Origin of the sequence: Streptomyces sp. NPDC091287 (assembly GCF_044768525.1) — a bacterium.
Taxonomy (GTDB): domain Bacteria; phylum Actinomycetota; class Actinomycetes; order Streptomycetales; family Streptomycetaceae; genus Streptomyces.
Genome location: NZ_JBIVUV010000038.1, coordinates 1 through 20,915 on the forward strand (window position 1 = coordinate 1; position 20,915 = coordinate 20,915).

Sequence of the window (20,915 nt, forward strand, 5' to 3'; positions counted from 1 at the left end):
TGTCCTAGTAGCGGAGCTACTCGGGCATTTCGGCAACGCCGCGAGAGTGCGTGCCAGGCGTCGTGGGCCAGACGAGACTTTGCGGACACGACCTAAGGCATCCGCCCGATGCCGCCGCACCGCCTTACTCCGCAGCATGAGCCGCACGGTCCGCACGGACGGGTTGCGGAGCACGAGGCGGAGGGCGAGGCGGCATGGGCGGTCCGGCGGTGGTGCGGGTCCTGCGGGACCCGACGGCGGGGCGGTATCTGGCGGGGGTGGTCGTCTCCGGGTTCGGTACGTCCGCGATGTGGCTCACGGCGGGGATCTGGGTCAAGTCGCTGACCGGGTCGAACAGTCTGGCGGCGCTGACGGTGTGCGCGATGTGGGCCCCGGTGCTGGCCGGGCCCGCGCTCGGCGCGCTCGCGGACCGGATGGACCGGAAGAAGCTGCTGGTCCGGGTCAACCTGGCGATGGCCGCTCTGCTGGCCACGCTGGTGCTGGTGGACTCGGGCCGCACCGTCTGGCTGGTCTTCGTGGTGCTGGTCCTCTACGGGGCGAGCGGCGTCCTGCTCGACGCGGCGGAGTCGGCGCTCGTCGCGGGGACCGTGCACGCCTCGCTGCTGGCGGACTTCAACGGGCTGCGGATGACGGCCAACGAGGGCATGAAGCTGGTCGCCCCGCTGGCGGGCGCCGGGCTGTACGCGCGGTTCGGCGGCCCGGCCGTGGCGCTGCTGGACGCGGCGACGTGCGCCCTGGCCGCCCTGATCTTCGCCCGGCTCCGGGTACGGGAGACTCCGCGGCCCCCGGCGGGGGCGTGGCGCGGTGAACTCCTCGCCGGGCTGCGGCGGATACACGCCTCGGCCGTGCTGCGCCCGCTGGTGGCGGCGGGGGCGGCGACGATGCTGCTGGCAGGGGTGAACGGGGCCGTGACGTTCGCTTACGTCGATGACGTGCTCGGCCGGGCGCCGGAGTACGCGGGGGTCCTGTACGCGGTGCAGGGCGCCGGTTCCGTGGCGGTGGGGCTGCTGGTGGGGCCGCTGCTGCGCCGGCTGCCGGAGCGGGTGTTCGCGGCGGGCGGGATGGCGTTGTTCGCGCTGGCGGTGGGCGCGCGGACGCTGCCGCACGACGGGGTGGCCCTGGCGGCGAGCGCGGCGATCGGGTTCGGCCTGCCGTGCGTGCTGATCGCGACGATGACCGCGGTGCAGCGGGAGACGCCGGACGCGGTGCTGGCGCGGACGGCGGCGACGGCAGGCTCGCTGATGACGGCGCCCAACGCGGTGGCCCTGGCGGTGGGGGCGGGGCTCGTCGCGGTGGTGGACGTGCGGGTGCTGACGGCGGTCGGCGGGGCGGCGGGGTTGCTGGCCGCGGCGCTGCTGGCGGCGGGGACGGCACGGCGCCACACCGCCCCCGCGTCGCCGTCCGGCCCCGCGTCGACATCCACCCCCGCGTCGCCGTCCCGCCCCGCAGGGGAGTCCGGCCCCGCGTCACCCCAGCCGTGAGAGTGCCGCGGCGACCGCCTCCAGGTCCGGGCCCGAGGCGAGTCCCGCGTGGTACAGGCGCAGTTGGTCCGCGCCGAGCGACGCGGCGTGGGCCGCGTCGCGCTCCAGGGTGCGTGGACTGCCGCCCATCCCGGTGACGATCCCGAAGTTGGCGGCGCGTACTCCGCCCCGGCCGGCGAACGGCCCGAGGACCGCTTCCCGGGCGCTGTCGGGTCCGGTGCAGGGCAGCACCACGCCGTCGGCCACGGTCAGGATGTGGTCCGCGTCGACGCCGACGTTGGCCCCGGTGCGGTACGGGACGGGGTCGGCGTGCAGCAGCACCTGGAAGCCGGGCGGGGCCGCGTCCCGTACCGCCGCGACGGCCGCCTCCTGGAACGTGCGGGCGACCCGGCCGCGCCACCGCAGCGTGGCGTCCGCGAGCTCGGGTCCGAGCAGCTTCCCGATGCCGTGCCGGCCTGACTCCGGGGAGCCCGCGCCGGACCAGGCCGGCGCCAGGGCACGGCGGACGGCGGCGGACAGGTCGCCGGGGTCGGCGCCCGCCTCCCCGTACCCCTCGCGGCACACCGGGCAGAAGCACAGCGACATCAGGTACTGCGCAGCCTCGCCGAGGCCCACGCCGGCGACCTTGTCGTGGGCGTGCAGATGGGCGAAGCCGTACCAGCCGCAGGACTCCAGCTCGGTCCCGTGTGTGCCGGGCCGGGCGGCGGCCTCCGCGGCGAGGTCCACGAGGTACGCGCGCACGGCGGGGCGGGCGATGCAGGGGGCCCAGGGGTAGCGGTCCCCGTAGGCGTTGACCACCGAGGTGTCCGGGTGCTCCGCGCCGAGCCGCGAGCTGTGGGCGAGGACCACCCAGCTGTGCACCTCCATACCGGCGGCGGCCAGCGCGCCCGCGGCCTCCCCGTACGGATCGTCGCCGGCCGTCCAGCTCTGGCGGTACGGGGCGAGGACCCGGCCCGCCCAGCGGTCCGGGTCCGGCGGATAGAGGACGGCGGCGTGCTCGGCGGTGACGACGCGGTGGCCGGGGTGGCGGGGGGTCAGGGCCCGGGTCGAGTGGTAGGCGGAGGCCAGGGTGACCTGCCGGACGCCGAGGTCCGCGATCCGGGCGGCGGCGTCCGGGTCCCCGACGACGTCCCACGGGTAGAGGAACGCGCCCGCCTTCACGCCCGGTCCCCCGCCCGGCCCGCCTGGGAGGCTTGTTCCTGGGCCGCGTGCTCCTGGGATGCGCGCTCCTCCAGCAGGGCACGGCCGCTCGCGATGATCTCGATGAGGTCCTTGACGTGCGCGGCGGGCGGTTCGGTGAGCGGGGTGCGTACCTCGCCGACGTCCAGGCCCTGGAGCCGGACACCGGCCTTGACCAGGGAGACGGCGTACCCGCGGCCCTTGGCGCGCAGTTCGACGAGCGGCCGGTAGAAGTGGTCGAGCAGTCCGTCGACCAGCGCGTCGTCCCCGGAGTCCAGGGCCCGGTAGAAGGCGAGGGCGATGTCCGGGGCGAAGGCGAAGACGGCGGAGGAGTAGAGGGTGACGCCGATGCCCCGGTAGGCGGGGCCGGTGAGTTCGGCGGTGGGCAGTCCGTTGAAGTAGAGGAAGCCGCCGTCGGGCCGGTGGGTGCGGACCGCGCTGACGATGCGCTGCATGAGGTCGAGGTCGCCGTGGCCGTCCTTGAGCCCGATGATGCCGGGGGTGCGGGCCAGGGCGACGACCGTCTCGGGGGTGAAGATCGCGTTGTCGCGCTGGTAGACGATCGTCTCCAGGCCGGTGGCCGCGGCGAGCGCCGCGTAGTGGTTCAGCAGCCCTTCCTGGTCGGCGACGACGAGGTAGGGCGGCATGGCGAGGAGTCCGTCCGCACCGGCCTCCTCGGCGGCCCGCGCGTACTGGACGGCGAGCGCCGTGCCGTAGCCGGCCCCCGCGAGGACGGGGACCTGTCCGGCCGTCTCCTCGACGGCGGCGGCGACCGCGAGGCGGAACTCCTCGGGGGTCAGCGCGTGGAACTCGCCCGTACCGCAGCAGGCGAAGACCGCGGCGGCTCCGGCGTCGATCCCCGCGCGCACATGGGCGCGGAAGACGGCGAGGTCGACGGCGCCGTCCGGCCCGAACGCGGTCACGGGGAAGAAGAGCGGCCCGGCGACTTCGCTGAGCCGGGCGGCAAGGGGGGCTGAGGTCACGGGCGCTCCCTGAGCAGATTCAGGCGTGCACAATTCTGATCGGTGTCCATATTTCTGAACACTGCAACGCTAAGGCAGCCTCCGATGGCAGGTCAAGGCGGACGCGAGCTCTTGACGCGCCTCATCTCACCTCCTTAGCTTGTCCACGCATGTGAATGCCAGCCAGGATTGCGCACAGCGCCCGCGTACGCCCCCGAGGAGACCCCCGTATGACCGCTCCCCGTACCGTCCTGCTCACCGGCGCCGCAGGCGGCCTCGGCACCCTGATGCGGGGGCTGTTGCCCGCGTACGGATACGACCTGCGGCTCTTCGACCTGGTCCCGGTGGAGGGCGCGCCCGAGGCGATCACCGCCGACCTGAACGACCGGGAGGCGCTGCGCGAGGCCGTGCGCGGGGTGGACGCGGTCATCCACCTGGCGGGCATCTCACTGGAGTCCACGTTCGACAAGATCCTCCGCGCCAACGTCCAGGGCACGCACCAGCTCTACGAGGCCGCCCGCGAGGAGGGCGTCCGGCGCATCGTGTCCGCCTCCTCCAACCACGTCATCGGTCACACCCCGCGCCCGGCTCCGGGCGATCCGCCGATCCCCCTGAACGCCCCGCGCCGCCCCGACACCTTCTACGGGCTCTCCAAGTGCTTCGGCGAGGACCTGGCCCAGCTCTACTGGGACCGGTACGGGCTGGAGACGGTCTCGGTGCGCATCGGGTCCTGCTTCCCCGAACCCACCTCGGTGCGGATGCTGTCGGTCTGGATGAGCCCCGGCGACGGGGCACGGCTGTTCCACGCGGCCCTCACCGCCGAGGACGTGGGGCACACCGTCGTCTACGGATCCTCCGCCAACACCCGCCTGTGGTGGGACCTGGCACCGGCGCGGGCGCTGGGCTACCGGCCTAGGGACGATTCGGAGCCGTACGCGGCGAAGCTCGTCGCCGAGCAGGGCGAGCTGGACCCGGACAACCCGGCGCACGCCCGTGTGGGCGGCCACTTCGCGACCGACCCGCCGATCTGGCCGCACTGAGCCGCCCGGGCGGCGACAGCGGGGGCCGGGCGGCGGAAATCCGGGCGACGGGGCGCGGCGGGGCGGGCAGGATACGGGCCATGCCGAGACCTTCCGGATTCCAGTACGAACAGCACGGCGACCAGAGCGTCACCATCACCCACAACGGCCGCCCCGCGGGCACCCTGCGCGGCGGCCGGGCGGAGAAGTTCCTGGCCGAGGTGGGCTCGGGCGACGCCCAGTTGGTGATGGCGCGCTGGACCGGTGCCTACAAGCACGGCAACGAGCGCACCGCCCGCGACCACCCGCGCAACCGCCGCTGAGAGCCCTCCGACGACCATGCTCCGGACGGCCGAAGGTAAGGGAACGGCAAAGCCGGGTCGTTCGTTACCCCGTGCATGACCGCAATGACCCCCGGCTCGAACATCCCTCTCTCCGCCGCCCGCGTGGCGGTGGACGTCGCCGCTCCGGTGCGGCTCGACGTCTCGGGCCTGCTGCTCACCGCCGACGGCAAGGTGCGCTCCGACGACGACTTCATCTTCTACAACCAGCCCTCGGGCTCCGGCGTGACCTACCGCTCCGGCGGGGGCTCCGCGCCCGACGCGATCGTGGTGGACACCTCGGCCGTCCCGCCGGGCATCGAGAAGATCGTCGTCACCGCGAGCCCCGACGCCGCGGGCCAGACCTTCCAGGGCGTCGAGCCCACCGCCACCGTGCGCAACGCGGACGACGGCAGCACGCTCGCCACCTTCACCCCGCCGCAGCTGGGCGCCGAGACGGCGCTCGTGGTCATCGAGATCTACCTGCGCAACGGGGCCTGGAAGGCCCGCGCGGTCGGCCAGGGGTATGCGAACGGGCTGGCCGGGATCGCCACGGACTTCGGCGTATCGGTCGAGGAGCCCGCGGCCCCGGTCGCCCCTCCGGCTCCGACGGCCCCCGCCCCGGTCGCCGCCGCCCCGGTCGCTCCGGTCGCCGCCCCTGTCGACCCGCGGGTCGCCCCGCCCGCTCCCCCGGCGGCCCCCGCCGCGCCCGCGGGCTCCGGGAAGATCAACCTGGACAAGGGCCGGGTCAACCTCCAGAAGAACCAGACCGTGTCCCTCGTCAAGGGCGGCGCACCGCTGCTCTCGCGGGTCAGGATGGGCCTGGGCTGGGAGCCCGCGTTCCGCGGCAAGGACATCGACCTGGACGCGTCGGTGATCGCCTACGGCCCCAACCGCAACCACCTGGACAGCTGCTACTTCGGCAAGCTGACCATCCTGAACGGGGCGATCAAGCACTCCGGCGACAACCTCACCGGTGAGGGCGCGGGCGACGACGAGGTGATCATGGTGGACCTCGGCCGGATCCCCGCCGAGGCGACCGGCCTGGTCTTCACGGTGAACTCGTTCACCGGCCAGAAGTTCAACGAGGTGGCCAAGGCCTACTGCCGGCTGATCGACGACGCGTCCGGCGAGGAGCTGGTCCGCTTCGACCTCACCGGCGCCGAGCCGCAGACCGGCGTGATGATGGCCAAGCTCATCAAGCAGTTCACCGGCGAGTGGGAGATGACCGGGATGGGCGAGTTCGTGAAGTCGCGCACCGTACGGGGCATGGTGAAGCCCGCCGCCAAGTCCCTGTAGCCGCCGTGGGCCCTCTCCGGAGGGCGGCAACGGAGTCCGGGGCGCCTGAAGAGATTCAGGCGCCCCGGATCCGGAGAAGACGGACGCTGCTCGTACTCGTTCCGCGTCTCAGAGCTTGGTCAACTTGGAGTACGGGCTCAGGATCCTTCCCTGTCGCCCCGAGAAGTCGATGAGGACTGCGTCGTTGTCGCCCTCGACAGCAAGGATCCTGCCGAGCCCGAACTGGTCGTGCGACACCCTGTCGCCCACATCGAAGCATTCGACCGGTGGGGCCTCCTGGGCCGGGCGGTTGAAGGGACTGGAAGGCAGGTGACGCCGGGCTGACTGTTTCATTAAGTCGAGTATGCGCCCTGCGAAGGCCCTACGCCATGCCCGTCGGCGCCCAAGGCCCCAGACGTGCCGGATTCGTAATCAGCGCTCACCACGGCCAGTCAGCGCTTCCTCCCGCCTCCAGCAGCGGAACCATGCGAAACGCCGCGTCGGAAAGACCCCCGAACGTGTGGCGGTTTCCGTCGCCGGTCGGGGCGTGGCCGAGCCGGTATCCGGCCAGATTCCAGGTGTAGACGGGCACCGTGTCCGGAACGCTCCGGGTCGCGTCGCCACGGCGCGTGTACCCGACCTGCTCGTCGGTGACGACGATCACCCGGTCGTGGTCCCGGTAGTGCCGCCGCACCGCCTCGGCCGTGTTCGTGCCGCCCAGGTCGCCGAACCGGTCCAGGACCCGGAGCACGGACTCGCCCCTGCGGAAGGCCACCGGCGCGCTGGTCGTGCCGAACTGCACCAGGTCCGCGTCGGCGGAGCGCAGCGCCAGCGCCGCGCCGAAGACGGCCGCGGCGTCGGCCCGGTTCAGCCGGGAGCGCTCGGAGAGCGGCGCGCCCATCGAACCGGAGCGGTCGACCAGGACCAGGGTGCGGCCGGGCAGTGCGGGCACCTGGCCCAGCGAGTGCCCGAGTGCCTGTTCCAGCGGGTGGGCCCAGCGGAGCGAGGGCGCGTGCCGGTACGCGGCAAGGTAGCGGAAGGGGAACTGGCGCGACGCGGCGACGGCTTCCGGGTCGCTGATCCGGGCCGCGGCGGTCGCCGCGACCTCGTCCCGTACTCCGGCCTCGTCGAAATTGCGGAGGTTCCGGACGAGCGCCGTCGTTCCCATCGACGGAATCACCGCCTCCCACGCCGCCGCGTCCATCGGGCCCTGCAGCCAGCCGGCCAGCGCTTCCCAGGTCATGCCGGCCTCGGCCAGCCGCTCCGCGCCGCCGGGTCCGGTGACGACGGTGCGTCGCTCCGCGACCGGCAGTTCCATCAGCTCCCGGTGGGCGCTCAGGGTGCGGTCGGCGGCGGGCGGCACGGCGGTTTCCGGCCGGTGCCTGCGGTCCAGCGCGTACCGGAACAGCTCGCCCTGCCAGGGCTTGGCGGGATCGGGCGCGGCGTGCACGAGATTGAGGACGTCGCCGAAGCGGTAGCCCTTGGACGCGGTGTCGTACTTCAGCAGGGCCCGCCCGGTGTAGAGGCGGCGCACGGCGTCCGCGATGCCCCGCTTCACGGGCTGGGGCAGGGCGCGCCCGTAGCGGGACGTCCAGTAGCCGAGCAGTTCGCCCGGCTCGTCGGCCCGCAGGAGTACGGAGTCGATGACCTGGCGGTTCGAGGGCCCTTCGGTGCAGCCCGCGGACAGCCGCGCCTTCACATACTCCGCGCCGCCGACCAGCGAGGCGGTCCGCATCTGCCCGTCGCGGCGCAGCCAGTGGAGCAGCCCCGCGGTCCACGCGGGGTCCTCCACGGCGAGCCGGCGCACGAGCGCGGCGAACCGGTCGTCGCGCTGGTCCCCGCCCTCGTAAAAGGTGTCCTGGGCCACGAAGTTGGCGACGGCGAGCAGGAAGAGCTCGGAGCGGGCGTCGCGTACATGTCCGGTGCCGCCCTGGTGGCCCGGCGCGAGCGCGCCGGTCGTCGCGACGGGCGAGGTGGGCACCGACCCGGTGGACCGGGACCTGTGGGTACGGAAGTTGAAACGGGCCATGAGAAGAATTCCCCCGAATTCCTGGGGAAGGGCGCGGCGGCGGAACGGGGTGCCCGAGATCAGGAGTCGGCGACGGGAACAGTCTGAAGCTCTGTCCGATTGAGCTACCGGCCCAAGCCGGGCGGGACTCGAACCCGCAACCCTCAGATCCAGAAGTATCCGTCGCCTGCGCACCGGGCACCCCGGCGCTCGCGCCTCCCGAGATCACCAGTGGCTGCGGCACATTTCGGGAAAGGAAGGAGCCGCCGCCTTCGCACCGGGAGGTGCATGTCCATGACCTTAGGGAACGCTCCGGTCGCACGCGAAGGATTTTCCCCGGGCCGGAGGGAGCCCGAAGGGAACTCCCGGGGACGCAACCGAAGCGGTGGGCGCGGGCGTCGCACAGGAGGGGCCCGCGGTGATCCTCCCGGCCCGGCGGCGCGAGAGGGGAACACACGGCATGGAGCAGGTCGCGGGGTACCGGCTCGTGGCGCTGCTCGGCGAGGGCGGCATGGGGCGGGTCCATCTGGCCCGCACCGCGTCGGGGCGGCTGGCGGCGGTGAAGACCGTCCATGAACACCTCGCCGCCGACCCGCTGTTCCGGGAGCGGTTCCGGCGCGAGACGCTCGCCGCGCGGGCGGTCGCCGGTCCGTTCACCGCCGCGGTGCTGGACGCCGGCCCCGACGCCGTACGGCCGTGGCTGGCGACCGAGTTCTGTGCGGGGCCGACGCTCACCCAGGCCGCCAAGGCACTCGGGCCGCTGGGGGCGGGCCCGCTGGCCGGGCTGGGGGCGGCGCTCGCGGAGGCGCTGGCGAGCATCCACCGGGCCGGGCTGGTCCACCGCGATCTGAAGCCGTCGAACGTGGTGCTCACCCGGGGCGGCCCGAAGGTCCTGGACTTCGGCATAGCCCGGCGGGCGGCCGACGAGACCCTCACGAGCACCGGGGAGGTCATCGGATCGCCCGGGTTCATCGCCCCGGAACTGCTGACGGCCGACGACGAGCCGTCCCCCGCCGCCGATGTGTTCGCCCTCGCGGCGCTGCTCGCCCGGATGACGACGGGCCGACCGCCCTTCGGCTCCGGCCCCGCGCACCAGGTGCTGTACCGGACGATGCGGGGCGAGGCCGATCTGGACGGGTCCCCGACCGGCGAGTGGCGCGCGTTCCTCGCCTCCTGTCTGACGGGCGACCCTGCCGGGCGCCCCACGGTGGCCGACGTGCTGGACTGGTGCGCGGCGCGGTCCCCGGCCGACGCGTGGTGGGAGCGGGACCCGGTGGCCGGCCTGGTCCGCGACCACGAGAACAGGGTCGCGGCGCTGGTGGCGGACGCCGCAAACGGCAGCCCGGACGACGCGGGCACCTCGGCAGCCGCGGACGACGCGCACGAGGCCGGCACCCCGGCCGACACGGCGGACGCCGGTACCGCTCCGGCCGACGCCGTACCAGCCCCCTCCCCCACCGGCGCCACGCGCACCCCGGCGGACGCCGTCCCGTACCGGACCCGTCCCGTGGGCGAGCCGCGGGACGCCGTCCCGTACGACGGTGAGCCGGGCCAGGGTCCGGGCAGGCGGCGGCTGCTCGCGTTCGGCGGGGCCGCGTTCATGACGGGAGGGGGTCTTCTCGGCGGCGCGGCTCTGCTCCGGCGCACCGAGAAGGACGATCCGACCGGCGACCGGGGAGCCTCACCGGCGCCGAAGACCCGCTGGGCCCGGGGACGTCTGCTGTGGACCAGGACCGTCGGCGACCTCGGCTCCTCCGGCCGGGTGCTGCGCCACGGCGGCGCGCTCCTCGTCACGGACGCGGCCGCGGTGACCGCGCTCGACGCGGCCACCGGTGCGGTGCGCTGGCGGTATCCGGCGCGGGACGTCACGGCCGTCCGGCCGGTCGGGGACCAGGTGAACCTGCTGCTCTCCGGGCTGCTCTTCGAACCGGAACTCCTCGCCCTCGACGCCCGGACGGGCAACCGGCGCTGGTCGGCCCTGCCGGACCGGCCGACCGGCGCCCGGACGTCCACCGCCCCCGACGGCCAGTCGGCGTTCTTCACCGTCGACGGCGGGACGACGGCCCTGGTCTCCTACGCCTCCGACGCCTCCCTGTGGACGAAGCGCTCCCTGGGCGATCGCCCCTGGCGCGCCTACGGGTTCGACTCCCGTACGGGAGAGGCCCTCTGGTTCCACGAGGGGACGCGAGCCGCGGTGACCGGCATCGACGCGGCGGGCGGCCGGCTGGCCGTCGGGCTCCGCCTCCCCACCCGTTCCGGGGCCCCCGCCGAGGAGCCGTTGTTCGTGCTGCGGACCTCCGGCGCGGCACCGCGGCCGGAGCCGGAGATACCCGGCGGCGCCCCGTATCCGCACGCCCACCCCGGCGCCTCCGGCACCCGGTACTACGCGCGTGGCGGCCGGGTCGTCGCGGTCGATCTGGCGGCCCGGCGCACCGTCTGGCGCCGGGCGCTCGAAGGGTCGCCCACGGTCACGCCCGCGGCGACCGGTGGCGTGGTGCACGCCGCGACGCCGGGCGGGGTCACCGCGCTCGACGCCCAAAGCGGGCGGGTCCGCTGGAGGCGCCCGGACGTCGGGCGGCTCGCCTCCGACGGCGGCGGCATCGACGACGGGCCGCCGCTGGTGGCGGACGGCACCCTGTACGCCACCGGGCCGGAGCCGGGCCACGAGAACAAGTCCGGGGAGGGCGCGTTCTGGGGGGTGCACGCCCTCGACGCCCTCCGCGAGCGCCGACTGTGGTCGGTCCCCGTCGAGGAGGACGGGCCCTTCCTCGCCGCCGCCGGCGGGGGTCTCCTCCACGTCTGCGCCGGCGGGGCCGTGCAGACGTTCACCGGACCGGAGTCCGCGTGACCGGCCCCCTGCTTCCGGGCGATCCCGAACGGCTCGGCTCCGTCCGGCTGCTGGGCCGGCTCGGGGCGGGCGGCATGGGCACCGTCTATCTGGGCCGGACGCCCGGCGGGCGAGCCGTCGCGGTGAAGACGGTGCACGAACACCTGGCGGCCGACCCGCACTTCCGTGAACGGTTCCGCCGCGAGGCCGCCGCCGCCCGCGCGGTGACCGGGGCGCACACGGCGGCGGTGCTCGACGCCGACCCGGAGTCGTCCCGGCCCTGGCTCGCCACCGCGTATCTGCCGGGCGTCACCCTGCGGCACGCGGTGGCGGCGACCGGGCCGCTGGCGCCCTCCGCCGTACGATCCCTGGGCGCGGCCCTCGCCGAGGCGCTGGAGGCCGTCCACCGGGCGGGGCTCGTCCACCGCGACCTCAAGCCGTCGAACGTGCTGATCACCGCCGACGGGCCCCGGGTCATCGACTTCGGGATCGCCCGCGCGATCAGCGACCACGGGCTGACCGGGGCGGGCGACGTCGTCGGCACCCCGGGGTTCATCGCCCCGGAGCAGATCACCGGGGCCATCGTCAACGGAGGCGCGGAGTCCCCGGAGGCGGTGGGCGGGGTGGCGGTGACCGGGGCGGCCGATGTGTTCGCGCTCGGGGCGGTGCTGGTGTTCGCCGCCACCGGAGGCAGCCCGTTCGGCTCGGCGACCCCGGCGGTGCTGCTCTACCGGGCCGTCCACGAGGACCCGGATCTCACCGGCGTACCCGACGCGGTACGGGAGGTGGTGACGGCCTGCCTGGAGAAGGATCCCGGCCTGCGTCCGACGGTGGACCAGGTCCTGCGGGCCACCACGGATCCGCATCCGGCGCTGTGGTGGCGCACGGAGCCGCTGCGCACGCTGGTCCTGGGCGGAGCGGCCGAGCAGTCCGTCGAAGAGCCCGCCGCTCCACCCGGCCCGCAGGGGACGACCCGGACCGCCCCGGCACCGGCTCCGGCCCGCACCCGCCCGCTGTCCGCCCTGCCACCGCCGCCCGTGGTGAGGAGCCCGGCGGCCCGGCGCGGCGAGCTCGCCCGGCGCGGTCTGCTGCTGGCCGGGGGCGGCGGGCTCGCCTCGCTCGTCACGTACGCGTTCGTCCGGAGCGGGGCCGGCGGGCGGGCGGAACGGGGCGAGGACCCCTTGAGGATCCGGCCGGGGAGCGCCCGGCAGGGCGCCCTGCGCTGGACCCTGGCCCCCGCGTCCGACAGCACCACCGTGGACGCGCTGCGGTCGGCCGGGAGTTCGCTGCTGGTGCACGGCGTCGCCGTACCCGATGTCGGGGAGGCGGGCAGCAGCGGCGGATACGTCACCGCGCGGCGGGCCCGTGACGCCGGGCGCCGGTGGCTGGCCGACGCCGAGGAGAACACCCCGACGCGGTGGGGGGTGTCCGGTTCGGTGCTGGCGGCGGCCGATGTGGGCCTGGGCGCCCTCGATCTGGCGACGGGCGAACCACTCGGCACGCCCGCGGAGCGCCCGGCCCCGCTGTGGTTCGCCGTCGCCTCGGGGGTGCTGGTCTCCGGTTTCGCGGCGGACGGCGACGTACCGACGCTGAACGCCGTGGACCTGCGCACCGGTGCGCGGCGCTGGACCGGGGGCACGGCGGAGGTCCGGCCGCCCGCCGTGCTGGACCGGTCGGTACTGCTGGCCGACGAGGACGGTGAGAACGTCCGGTGCGTCGACGCGGTCAGCGGTGAACTCCGTTGGGCCTACGAGGGGTTCGAGGGCCCGGTGGCCGCTCTGGCGGCGGTCCCGGGGGCGGGCTGTTTCGTCCTGCTCGGCCTCGGCGGCGCCCTGCACTTCCTCCGGGCGCGCGACGGCGGCCGCCTGGCCACCGGCACGCTGAAGGACGGGCCGAGTTCCGGTTCCAGCGCGCTGGCCGCCGTCGGCTCCACGGTGCTGCTGACCACCGGGGGCCGGGTCCACGCCTACGCGCCCACCACCGGCCGGGCGCTCTGGTCGGTGGGGACGGTGGGGCTGGACACCAGCTGGCCCGCGGGCACGGGCGGTGTCCGGGCGCCGGTGACGTCCGGCGGAGCGCTGCTCCACTGGGCGCGGGCGGGGGTCCTCCACTGCGTCGACCTCCGCAGCGGCGAGGAGCGCTGGGCGGCCACGCTCGGCGGGGTCGGCCAGGTGCCACCGGTGGTGGCCGGGGGCACGGTGTACGCGGCGACGGGTGAGCTGTGCCGGGCCCTGGACGTGAACCGGGGTGCGGTGCAGCGCGGTTGGGAGGTCACCGACGTCCGGGACCTCGCCGCGGACCCGTCCGGCTGGTACGCCCGCATCGGCACGAAGGCGGTACGGGCGTACAACCACACGGCCGCGCCGGTGCGGGGCTCCTGAGGCGACAGGGCGCCGACATCTGCTTTGTAAGAGCAGCGCTCCGGACCTGAGCTACGCTCCGGGCCCGGCCCCGGCGTTCAGGCCCCTCAACCGCCCGCGCGCGAGCGGGCCTTGAACGCCGCCTTGCGGGCGTCCTTGGCCGCCTTCTTGTCGCTGTGCAGCCGCCCCATGGCTTCCAGCACATCGGCGGTGGCCGGGTGGTCGACGCGCCAGACCTCGTCGAAGAAGCCGCTGTGCTGCGCGGAGAGCCCCTCGACCAGGCCCTGGAGCTCGTCCAGCTCGCCGTCCGCGTCCAGTTGGGCGGCGATCGTGTCGATGGCCAGCCAGAAGATCATGTCCTCCGGCGGGGCGGGCACGTCGGCCGCGCCGCGCTCCGCGAGCCAGACGCGGGCCAGGCCGCCCAGCTCCGGGTCGCCGAGCACCGCGCGTACGGCGGGCTCCGCCTCGGGGCCGGCCAGGGCCAGGGCCTGCTGGCAGTGGAGGCGGCGCAGCGGCGCACCGTCGTCCGTGCCGCGCGCGGCGGCCAGCAGCTCGGCCGCCGCGGCCACCGCGCCCTGTGCGCCGTATCCCGCGAGCCAGAGCTTGACCTCGGCGCGGGCGGCGGACTCCGGGTAGTGGGCGATGCCGTCGAGGAGGACGTCGGCGCCCTTGCCCGCGAGGTCGCCGACGGCGGGGGCGTCCACCCCGGCCTCCAGCATCCGGGCCCGGATGCCGTACAGGCCGAGGGGGGTGAGCTTGACCATGCCGTACCGGGTGACGTCCTCGTCGTCGGCCCCGGCGGCGGAGGCGTCCGCGGCTTCGCCCTCCTCGACCAGCAACGCCTCGTCGACCGGGCGGTATTCGACGATCCCGATGGGTTCGAGGAGCCGGAACTGGTCGTCGAGGCGCATCATCGCCTCGGACACCTGCTCCAGGATGTCGTCGGTCGGCTCACCCATGTCATCGGGGACGATCACCGACGCGGCGAGGGCGGGCAGCGGGACCGGTCCTTCGCCCGCGCCGTTGTCCGCGAGGGTGAGCAGGTAGAGGTTGCCGAGGACGCCGTCGAGGAACTCCGCCTCGGCCTCCGGGTCCCAGTCCAGGGCGTCGAAGTCGATCGAGCCGTCCTCGCCGACGAGGTCCGCGAAGTCGTCCAGGACGGGTGCGGTGGCGTCGGCGTGCACGGCGTCGAGGCCGTCGAGCCAGATGGACAGGACGTCCTGCGGGGAGCCGCCGGTGAGCAGGGCCAGGTTCTCGCCCGTGGTGACGGTGCCCTCGCCCGCGCCGTCCGTGTCCTCGTCGCCCTCGCCCTCCTCGGGGTCGGTGACGTCGAGGAGGCCGGTGTCCACGGCGAGCCGCCAGGCCTCGCTGGCGTACGCGGCGCCGTCCTCGTCCGCCGGGAGGGCGAGGTGCTCGGCGGCCGCGGGAAGCTGGTCCTCGACCAGTTCGCCGCCGGCCCCGACCCGGGTGTCCGGGCCCGCCCAGCGGGCGAGCTTGACGGCGCGGACGAACAGCGGAGCGGCGAGCGCGTCCCGTGCCAGTTCGGCCTCGGTGTTCAGCCGCACCGGCGGCAGGGAGGGGCGCTCTGCGGACATCGGGGGTTCTCCTCGGTGCGTGCTCGGGGCATACGGAGTGCGTACGCGGTTCAGCCGCCCAAGCCTAGACGCAATGCGCCGCGTACCGCCCGCCGCTTCGCCACATTCCGCCCGCTGCGCCCCCTACGCTCCCGCGCCCGGCTCCATGCTGAGCGCGGGGGTGTAGCGGTGCACGCCGCCGCCGGTCATGCCCGGGTACTTCTGGACGCGTTCCCAGAGCGGGGACGGGGAGCCGATGCCCTCTCCGGGTGCGGTGAGGGCCGCGACGTGGTGCTCGGCGCTCTCCCACTCGGCGTAGTTGAGGACCCGGGTGCCGTCGGTGCTGACGTGGAAGTGCGCGGCGATGCCGCCGGCGGGCAGCTCGGCCTCTTCGCCGAGCGCCTCGAACACGCTGTCCACCCAGTCGCGTTGCCGGGCCGGGTCGGGCCCGTCGAACTCGACGTCCACGATGACGAGGCAGCCGGTCTCCCGGGTGTCGCCCTCGGCCCGGAGGCCGGAGCGGTACAGCTCGTACGTGTGCAGTCCGAGGCGTTCGATGCCTGGGACGGCGGCGTCGATCTCGGCGTTGCGGACGTCGCGCCCCCGCCGTACGAAGTCCTGGTAGGGCTGTTCGCCGGCCCACTGGGAGTAGTGGAGCAGGGTCGCGCCGTCCTCCCCCGCGTAGACGCTGTAGGAGAGCAGCCCGGGGTTCGGCCATTCCCGGCTCTCCCAGGCCTTCCGGATGGCGTCGACGGCCTCTCGCTGCCGCTGCGGTGTACCGACGTTCCAGGTGCTGGCCTTGGCGATCCGGGCGTCGGTGCGGGCCGGGTCGGGGCGGTCGGTGAAGTGCGTGGTCATGGCGGTGTTCCCTTCGTCACGCGCGCCGGTCGGTGCGTCGTGTCCACCACGGTGACACCTCAAGTCCGGTTGTGGTCAAGGTTGTTCCGCCTGGCGGCGACCGCCCCCGTTCGCCCAGGGCGTGAGCGGTCGCGGGTGCTGCCGGAGGGGCCGGGGAAGGGTGGGGGCATGACCCTCTCCGTGGCGCACCTGAGCGACCCGCACCTCACGACCGGTCCGGGGGCGGCGGCCCCCGCCGCCGGGCTGCGGGCCGCCCTGCGCCGGGTGCTCGCCCTGGACCCGCTCCCGGACTGCGTCGTGATCACCGGTGATCTCACCGAGCGCGGGGAGCCGGGTGAGTACGCGGCCCTGCGCGAGGAGGTCGGCGCGTTCCCGCTGCCGCTGCGTCTGGCGACGGGAAACCACGACGTGCCGGAGGCTCTGGTGGGCGCGTTCGGCGGGACGCGCTTCCTGGGCGGGGGGACGCTGACGTCGTACGCGGTGGAGCACCCGGCGTTCACCCTCGTGGTCCTGGACTCGTGGGTCGCCGGTGCGCCGGGCGGTCGGCTGGGTCCCGAGCAGTTGGCCCGGCTGGACCGGGACCTCTCCCGGCGCCCCGGCGTACCGGCCCTCGTCTGTCTGCACCATCCGCCGGTTCCGGTCGGCATTCCGTTCCTGGACGCGATGCGCCTGGCGGACGGCCCCGCGTTTGCGGGGGTGGTCGCCGCGCACCCCCGGGTCGTGCGGGTGCTGGCGGGCCATGTGCACCGACCGGTCACGGTGCCCTTCGCGGGCAGCACGGTGGCCGTCGCGCCGAGTACGTACCGGCAGAGCGGGCTGGCGCTGCGGGAGGGCGTACCGGGCTATCCCGACGAGCCGGCGGCCTTTCTGCTGCATGTGCTGCCGGAGGGGCCGCCCGGCGCGGGCTGGGTCACCCACACCGTGCCGGTGGGCGACGGCTGACCGCCCGGGCCGACCCCGCCGGGGCCGGTCACTCGGGCAGCTCCGCCCGCCAGGCCGTGATGTTCAGCTCGTCCATGTACCGGATGTCGTGCCCCTCCAGCGGGTAGACCCGCGCCCCCGCGTCGGGGGCGGCGGCCAGCTCCAGGGCGTCGGCCATGACGAGCTCGCCTCCCTCCTTGGTGGAGACCCAGGCGAGCATCGACCGCGCGGTGGAGCCCGGCTTCAGGGTTAGCGCCTCGGGGCCCCGGTCGCGGCCGAACTGCGAGCCGGCCGGGTTGACCTTCACGGGGAGGCGTTCGCCGTCCTCGCCGAGCGCCTGGACCGAGGGGTAGCCGTCGACCCGGTAGGGCTTCGAGCCGCAGTTGGTCAGGGTGAGGGCGACCGCACGGCTCATCATCGCGGTCAGCACCTCCCCCATGGTCACCACGGCCCCGGACGCGGGGCACTTCTCGGGCGGGGCGGGAGTCGGTCCGGTCCGCGCCGTCCCGCCGTAGGCGGGCGCGGGGGTCGGGGGCAGCGTTTCGGCGCGGACGATGCCGGAGCGGGGCGCGGAGGCGGACGGGGTGGGGTCCGGTTCTTCGCCCTCGCCGGCCGGGACGAGGAATCCGGAGCAGCCGGTCAACGCGGTCAGCGCCGCCGCCAGCAGCACGACGGAGGCCCGTCGCCGCACCCGCGCCCGTACGCACATACCCATGCCGATGCCCCCCTCGCCACGACCCGCCGCCGCGACCCGTCGTCCGTGCGTTCGATCATGTCAGAAGCGGTACCGAAGCAGCCGCCGCCCCTACGGACTCTTCAGCGTCCCTTGCCAGTCACCCCAAGAAGATCTAAGTGGACCTACAGGGTTCCGGGAGCCGACACTTCGGACATGACCGCCACCGCCCCGCGCCCCTTCGGCCGCACCCTCTGCGCCATGATCACACCCTTCACCGCCACCGGGGCCCTGGACCCGGACGCCGCCCGTGCGCACGCCGCGCGCCTGGTGGCGGAGGGCTGCGACGGGATCGTCCTCAGCGGCACCACGGGCGAGTCCCCCACCACGACGGACGCCGAGAAGTCCGCCCTGCTGCGGGCCGTCCGGGCGGAGGTCGGCGACGGGGTGCCACTGCTCACCGGCGTCGGGGGCCCGGACACCGCGCACACCCTGCGCCTGGCGCGGGAGGCCGAGGAGGCGGGCGCGGACGGGCTGCTGGTGGTGAGCCCGTACTACAGCCGCCCGCCGCAGGCCGCCGTCGAGGCGTACTTCCTGCGGGTCGCGGACTCCACCGGGCTGCCGCTGATGCTGTACGACATCCCCGGCCGCACCGGGACCCGGATCGAGCCGGAGACCCTGCTGCGGCTGGCGGAGCACCCGCGGGTGGTGGCGGTGAAGGACTGCTCCTACGACCTGCTCGGCTCGACCAAGGTGCTGGCCCGCACCTCGCTGGCGTACTACTCGGGTTGCGAGGAGCTGAACCTGCCGCTGTACGCGGTGGGCGGCGCGGGGTACGTCAGCACGGTCGCGAACGTGGCCCCGCGCCAGGTACGGGCGCCGCTGGACGCGTTCGACGCGGGCCGCACGGACGAGGCCGCCCGGCTCAACGGGCTCACGGTGCGCCTCACCGAACTGATGATGGCGAGCGGCCTCCCCGGAACCGTCACCGTGAAGGCGCTCCTGGCGGCGGGACCGGTCCGGGAACCGCTGCAGCCCGCCGGGCGCGGGGCGACCGACGGGCTGCGTGCGGCGTACGAGGAACTCCTCGCTCCCTGCTGAACGGGTCAGTTGTGGGCGTGCAGGACCTCGTTGAGGCCGCCCCACACCGCGTTGTTCGGGCGGGCCTCGACGGTGCCGGTGACCGAGTTGCGGCGGAAGAGGATGTTGGAGGCGCCGGACAGCTCACGGGCCTTGACGACCTGGCCGTCCGGCAGCGTGACCCGGGTGCCGGCGGTGACGTACAGACCGGCCTCGACGACGCACTCGTCGCCGAGCGCGATCCCGACGCCCGCCTCCGCGCCGACCAGGCAGCGCTCGCCGATGACGATGCGCTCCGTGCCGCCACCGGAGAGGGTGCCCATGGTGGACGCGCCGCCGCCGATGTCCGAGCCGTCGCCGACGACGACGCCCGCGGAGATACGGCCCTCGACCATGGAGGTGCCGAGCGTGCCCGCGTTGAAGTTGACGAAGCCCTCGTGCATGACGGTGGTCCCGGCGGCGAGGTGCGCGCCGAGCCGGACGCGGTCGGCGTCGGCGATGCGTACGCCCTTGGGGGCGACGTAGTCCGTCATCCGGGGGAACTTGTCGACCGAGGTGACCTGGAGGTGCAGGCCCTCGGCGCGGGCGTTGAGCCGCACGCGCTCCAGGTCGTCGACGGCGACCGGGCCGAGCGAGGTCCAGGCGACGTTGGCGAGCAGCCCGAACAGCCCGTCGAGGTTCTGGCCGTGCGGCCGGACGAGCCGGTGCGAGAGCAGGTGCAGGCGCAGATAGGCGTCGTGCGCGTCGAGCGGCTTGTCGTCGAGCGAGGAGATGACCGTGGACACGGCGACAACCTCGACGCCGCGCCGGGCGTCCACGCCGAGGGCCTTGGCGGCACCCTCGCCGAGCCGGTTGACGGCCTCGTCCGGGCTGAGGCGCGTCGTGCCGGCCGGGCCGGGGTCGGAGGTCAGCTCGGGGGCGGGGAACCAGGTGTCGAGGACGGTGCCGTCACCGGCGACGGTGGCGAGGCCGGCGGCGACGGCGCCGGTGGTGCGGGCAGAACCCTGGGAAGTCGTGTCGGTCATGAACAGAAACCTAACCGGCCGGGGCCCGCTCGGGCGAACCGGTCTCAGCGTGCGGCCCCTTCCCCGCCGGCCGCGCCCGCTCCCCCGGTCCGGGCAACCGCCGCGCCGCCAGCACCGATGCCCCCGCGCCCGCCGCGAGCAGGGCGCAGAGCGGCCAGAGCAGGGCGGGAGCGGCCGCGTACAGGGCGGCGCCCAGCGGTGGGGCGAGCACCTGGCCGCTGATCGAGGCGCCGGCGTACAGGCTCTGGAAGCGGCCCTGGGCGTGGCCGGGGGCCTGGTCGGCGACGTAGGCGGTGGCGGGGGTCTTGTAGAGGATCTCGCCGAGGGTCACCGAGAGCATCATGGTGACGGCGAGGAGCACGCCCGTACCGGGGATCAGGACGGCGTAGCCGAGCCCGACGAGCAGGAGCCCGACGCCGACGAGGCCGAGCGGGGTACGCCTGCGCAGGGCGTGGGCGGCGGGCAGTTCGAGGCAGAGGATGACGCCGCCGTTGATGGCGAGCAGCCAGCCGTACAGCTGGGTGGAGTGCCCGTGGTCGGCGAGGAAGACCGGCAGGGTGGAGTACTGCTGCCGGTAGACGAGGTCGATCAGGACGATCGAGGCGAGCAGCACCAGAACGGCGGGCCTGGCCCGTAGTTCGCGCCAGAGGCCCGGGGCGTGCGGGTCATGGGCGGGTGCGGAGTGGGCGCTGCCGCGGGCGGGCAGGATCCGGGCGGCGTAGACGGCGAAGAGCAGGGTGCCGATGCCGTCGGCGACGAAGAGCCAGTCGTACGAGAGGCGGGTGGCGACCAGGGCGCCGAGCGGCGGGCCGATGGCGAAGCCTCCGTTGGAGGCGAAGCGGAAGAGGGCGAAGCTCTGGCGGCGGCTTGTGCCCTCGGGGACGGAGACCGCGACGAGGGCCGCGTTGGCGGCGCGGACGACGCCCGCGGCGTACTGGGCGACCGGGAGCACCGCGTACAGGGCGACGACCGGGAGGGCGGGCAGGACGACGAGCGCGGCCCCGCTGACGCAGGCGCCGGTCAGCAGGGCTCGGCGATGGCCGAGACGGTCGCCGAACCAGCCGCCGGTGAAGTTCCCCGCGACCAGGCCGAGGCCGCCGACGCCGCTGATCACTCCGGCCTGGGTGACGGTCAGACCGCGCGGCCCGACCAGGTAGACGAAGAGATAGACGAAGGTGAAGCTGACGACGGCGTTGAGGAACGCCCCGAGCGCCAGCAGCCGTACCGTCCGCGGCACCCCGCGCACCATGCCCATTCCCGCCACCCCCGTGCGATCAGTGAGTTCCTTATGGGAACGGACTATGACAGCATGATTCCATCGGGGTCAACCGAAAGACCCCGGCGGGGCGG

The 20,915-nt window shown here is 74.6% G+C and carries 17 protein-coding genes; 8 read left to right on the top strand and 9 right to left on the bottom strand.

From position 1 onward, the window contains the following. Positions 1-194: 194 nt before the first annotated feature. Positions 195-1,481: an MFS transporter gene (locus tag ACIQRW_RS37740; RefSeq protein WP_403769773.1), complete on the top strand. Its 1,287-nt coding sequence runs from the start codon at positions 195-197 to the stop codon at positions 1,479-1,481. Here ACIQRW_RS37740 and ACIQRW_RS37745 read toward each other — a convergent pair. Next, positions 1,467-2,642 (bottom strand): hypothetical protein, encoded by a 1,176-nt coding sequence (locus tag ACIQRW_RS37745; RefSeq protein WP_403769775.1) that lies wholly within the window; start codon positions 2,640-2,642, stop codon positions 1,467-1,469. The genes ACIQRW_RS37740 and ACIQRW_RS37745 overlap by 15 nt on opposite strands. After that, the gene (locus ACIQRW_RS37750; RefSeq protein WP_403769778.1) at positions 2,639-3,643 is read right to left on the bottom strand and encodes a 5-dehydro-4-deoxyglucarate dehydratase; all 1,005 of its coding nucleotides are present in this window, start codon (positions 3,641-3,643) and stop codon (positions 2,639-2,641) included. The genes ACIQRW_RS37745 and ACIQRW_RS37750 overlap by 4 nt, the downstream gene beginning before the upstream one ends. A 209-nt stretch (positions 3,644-3,852) precedes the next feature. Between ACIQRW_RS37750 and ACIQRW_RS37755 the strand changes: the two genes are divergently transcribed. The 3 genes from ACIQRW_RS37755 to ACIQRW_RS37765 all read left to right on the top strand — a co-directional run bounded on the left by ACIQRW_RS37755 (position 3,853) and on the right by ACIQRW_RS37765 (position 6,260). Further along, positions 3,853-4,662 (top strand): NAD-dependent epimerase/dehydratase family protein, encoded by an 810-nt coding sequence (locus ACIQRW_RS37755; RefSeq protein ID WP_403769781.1) that lies wholly within the window; start codon positions 3,853-3,855, stop codon positions 4,660-4,662. A gap of 80 nt (positions 4,663-4,742) precedes the next feature. Beyond that, positions 4,743-4,964, top strand: coding sequence for a hypothetical protein (locus ACIQRW_RS37760; protein ID WP_403769783.1), 222 nt, complete (start codon positions 4,743-4,745; stop codon positions 4,962-4,964). Between the two features lie 75 nt (positions 4,965-5,039). Further along, the gene (locus tag ACIQRW_RS37765; protein ID WP_403769786.1) at positions 5,040-6,260 is read left to right on the top strand and encodes a TerD family protein; all 1,221 of its coding nucleotides are present in this window, start codon (positions 5,040-5,042) and stop codon (positions 6,258-6,260) included. 108 nt (positions 6,261-6,368) lie between these two features. Here the strand turns inward: ACIQRW_RS37765 and ACIQRW_RS37770 are convergent, their stop codons facing one another. Continuing rightward, positions 6,369-6,593 carry a hypothetical protein gene (locus tag ACIQRW_RS37770; RefSeq protein ID WP_032752687.1) on the bottom strand — a complete coding sequence of 75 codons (225 nt, stop codon included), beginning with the start codon at positions 6,591-6,593 and terminating at the stop codon, positions 6,369-6,371. Positions 6,594-6,678: 85 nt separating this feature from the next. Then, positions 6,679-8,268 carry a TROVE domain-containing protein gene (locus ACIQRW_RS37775; RefSeq protein ID WP_403769788.1) on the bottom strand — a complete coding sequence of 530 codons (1,590 nt, stop codon included), beginning with the start codon at positions 8,266-8,268 and terminating at the stop codon, positions 6,679-6,681. Between the two features lie 439 nt (positions 8,269-8,707). Between ACIQRW_RS37775 and ACIQRW_RS37780 the strand changes: the two genes are divergently transcribed. Beyond that, a complete protein-coding gene (locus ACIQRW_RS37780) occupies positions 8,708-11,095 on the top strand; it encodes a PQQ-binding-like beta-propeller repeat protein (protein WP_403769790.1) in 2,388 nt (795 codons plus the stop codon). Beyond that, positions 11,092-13,455 carry a protein kinase gene (locus ACIQRW_RS37785; protein WP_403769793.1) on the top strand — a complete coding sequence of 788 codons (2,364 nt, stop codon included), beginning with the start codon at positions 11,092-11,094 and terminating at the stop codon, positions 13,453-13,455. The genes ACIQRW_RS37780 and ACIQRW_RS37785 overlap by 4 nt, the downstream gene beginning before the upstream one ends. An 86-nt stretch (positions 13,456-13,541) precedes the next feature. Here ACIQRW_RS37785 and ACIQRW_RS37790 read toward each other — a convergent pair whose 3' ends face one another. Together ACIQRW_RS37790 and ACIQRW_RS37795 are read right to left on the bottom strand one after the other, a co-directional pair. Beyond that, positions 13,542-15,029, bottom strand: a complete 1,488-nt coding sequence (locus tag ACIQRW_RS37790) for a hypothetical protein (protein ID WP_403769796.1) — start codon at positions 15,027-15,029, stop codon at positions 13,542-13,544. A gap of 123 nt (positions 15,030-15,152) precedes the next feature. Continuing rightward, the gene (locus tag ACIQRW_RS37795; RefSeq protein WP_403769799.1) at positions 15,153-15,866 is read right to left on the bottom strand and encodes an antibiotic biosynthesis monooxygenase; all 714 of its coding nucleotides are present in this window, start codon (positions 15,864-15,866) and stop codon (positions 15,153-15,155) included. Positions 15,867-16,034: 168 nt separating this feature from the next. Here ACIQRW_RS37795 and ACIQRW_RS37800 point away from each other — a divergent pair, with 168 nt between their 5' ends. Then, positions 16,035-16,808, top strand: coding sequence for a phosphodiesterase (locus tag ACIQRW_RS37800; RefSeq protein ID WP_403769801.1), 774 nt, complete (start codon positions 16,035-16,037; stop codon positions 16,806-16,808). 28 nt (positions 16,809-16,836) lie between these two features. On the opposite strand, the gene ACIQRW_RS37805 is transcribed toward ACIQRW_RS37800, so the two are convergent. Beyond that, positions 16,837-17,502: a DUF4232 domain-containing protein gene (locus ACIQRW_RS37805; protein ID WP_403769804.1), complete on the bottom strand. Its 666-nt coding sequence runs from the start codon at positions 17,500-17,502 to the stop codon at positions 16,837-16,839. Between the two features lie 174 nt (positions 17,503-17,676). Here ACIQRW_RS37805 and dapA point away from each other — a divergent pair, with 174 nt between their 5' ends. After that, a complete protein-coding gene (gene dapA / locus ACIQRW_RS37810) occupies positions 17,677-18,561 on the top strand; it encodes a 4-hydroxy-tetrahydrodipicolinate synthase (protein WP_403769807.1) in 885 nt (294 codons plus the stop codon). A gap of 5 nt (positions 18,562-18,566) precedes the next feature. Here dapA and dapD read toward each other — a convergent pair whose 3' ends face one another. Continuing rightward, positions 18,567-19,565 carry a 2,3,4,5-tetrahydropyridine-2,6-dicarboxylate N-succinyltransferase gene (gene dapD, locus ACIQRW_RS37815; RefSeq protein WP_097867861.1) on the bottom strand — a complete coding sequence of 333 codons (999 nt, stop codon included), beginning with the start codon at positions 19,563-19,565 and terminating at the stop codon, positions 18,567-18,569. 10 nt (positions 19,566-19,575) lie between these two features. Further along, entirely contained in the window at positions 19,576-20,820 is a 1,245-nt protein-coding gene (locus ACIQRW_RS37820) for an MFS transporter (RefSeq protein ID WP_403769810.1), read from the bottom strand. Positions 20,821-20,915 lie beyond the last annotated feature (95 nt).

Bases quoted from the DNA above. Each gene is read 5' to 3' on its own strand.
- ACIQRW_RS37790 (WP_403769796.1), bottom strand. From the start codon at position 15,029: ATGTCCGCAGAGCGCCCCTCCCTGCCGCCGGTGCGGCTGAACACCGAG.
- ACIQRW_RS37765 (WP_403769786.1), top strand. From the start codon at position 5,040: ATGACCGCAATGACCCCCGGCTCGAACATCCCTCTCTCCGCCGCCCGC.
- ACIQRW_RS37780 (WP_403769790.1), top strand. From the start codon at position 8,708: ATGGAGCAGGTCGCGGGGTACCGGCTCGTGGCGCTGCTCGGCGAGGGC.
- ACIQRW_RS37795 (WP_403769799.1), bottom strand. From the start codon at position 15,866: ATGACCACGCACTTCACCGACCGCCCCGACCCGGCCCGCACCGACGCC.
- ACIQRW_RS37760 (WP_403769783.1), top strand. From the start codon at position 4,743: ATGCCGAGACCTTCCGGATTCCAGTACGAACAGCACGGCGACCAGAGC.
- ACIQRW_RS37800 (WP_403769801.1), top strand. From the start codon at position 16,035: ATGACCCTCTCCGTGGCGCACCTGAGCGACCCGCACCTCACGACCGGT.
- ACIQRW_RS37820 (WP_403769810.1), bottom strand. From the start codon at position 20,820: ATGGGCATGGTGCGCGGGGTGCCGCGGACGGTACGGCTGCTGGCGCTC.
- ACIQRW_RS37740 (WP_403769773.1), top strand. From the start codon at position 195: ATGGGCGGTCCGGCGGTGGTGCGGGTCCTGCGGGACCCGACGGCGGGG.
- dapD (WP_097867861.1), bottom strand. From the start codon at position 19,565: ATGACCGACACGACTTCCCAGGGTTCTGCCCGCACCACCGGCGCCGTC.
- ACIQRW_RS37805 (WP_403769804.1), bottom strand. From the start codon at position 17,502: ATGGGTATGTGCGTACGGGCGCGGGTGCGGCGACGGGCCTCCGTCGTG.
- ACIQRW_RS37775 (WP_403769788.1), bottom strand. From the start codon at position 8,268: ATGGCCCGTTTCAACTTCCGTACCCACAGGTCCCGGTCCACCGGGTCG.
- ACIQRW_RS37770 (WP_032752687.1), bottom strand. From the start codon at position 6,593: ATGAAACAGTCAGCCCGGCGTCACCTGCCTTCCAGTCCCTTCAACCGC.
- ACIQRW_RS37755 (WP_403769781.1), top strand. From the start codon at position 3,853: ATGACCGCTCCCCGTACCGTCCTGCTCACCGGCGCCGCAGGCGGCCTC.
- dapA (WP_403769807.1), top strand. From the start codon at position 17,677: ATGACCGCCACCGCCCCGCGCCCCTTCGGCCGCACCCTCTGCGCCATG.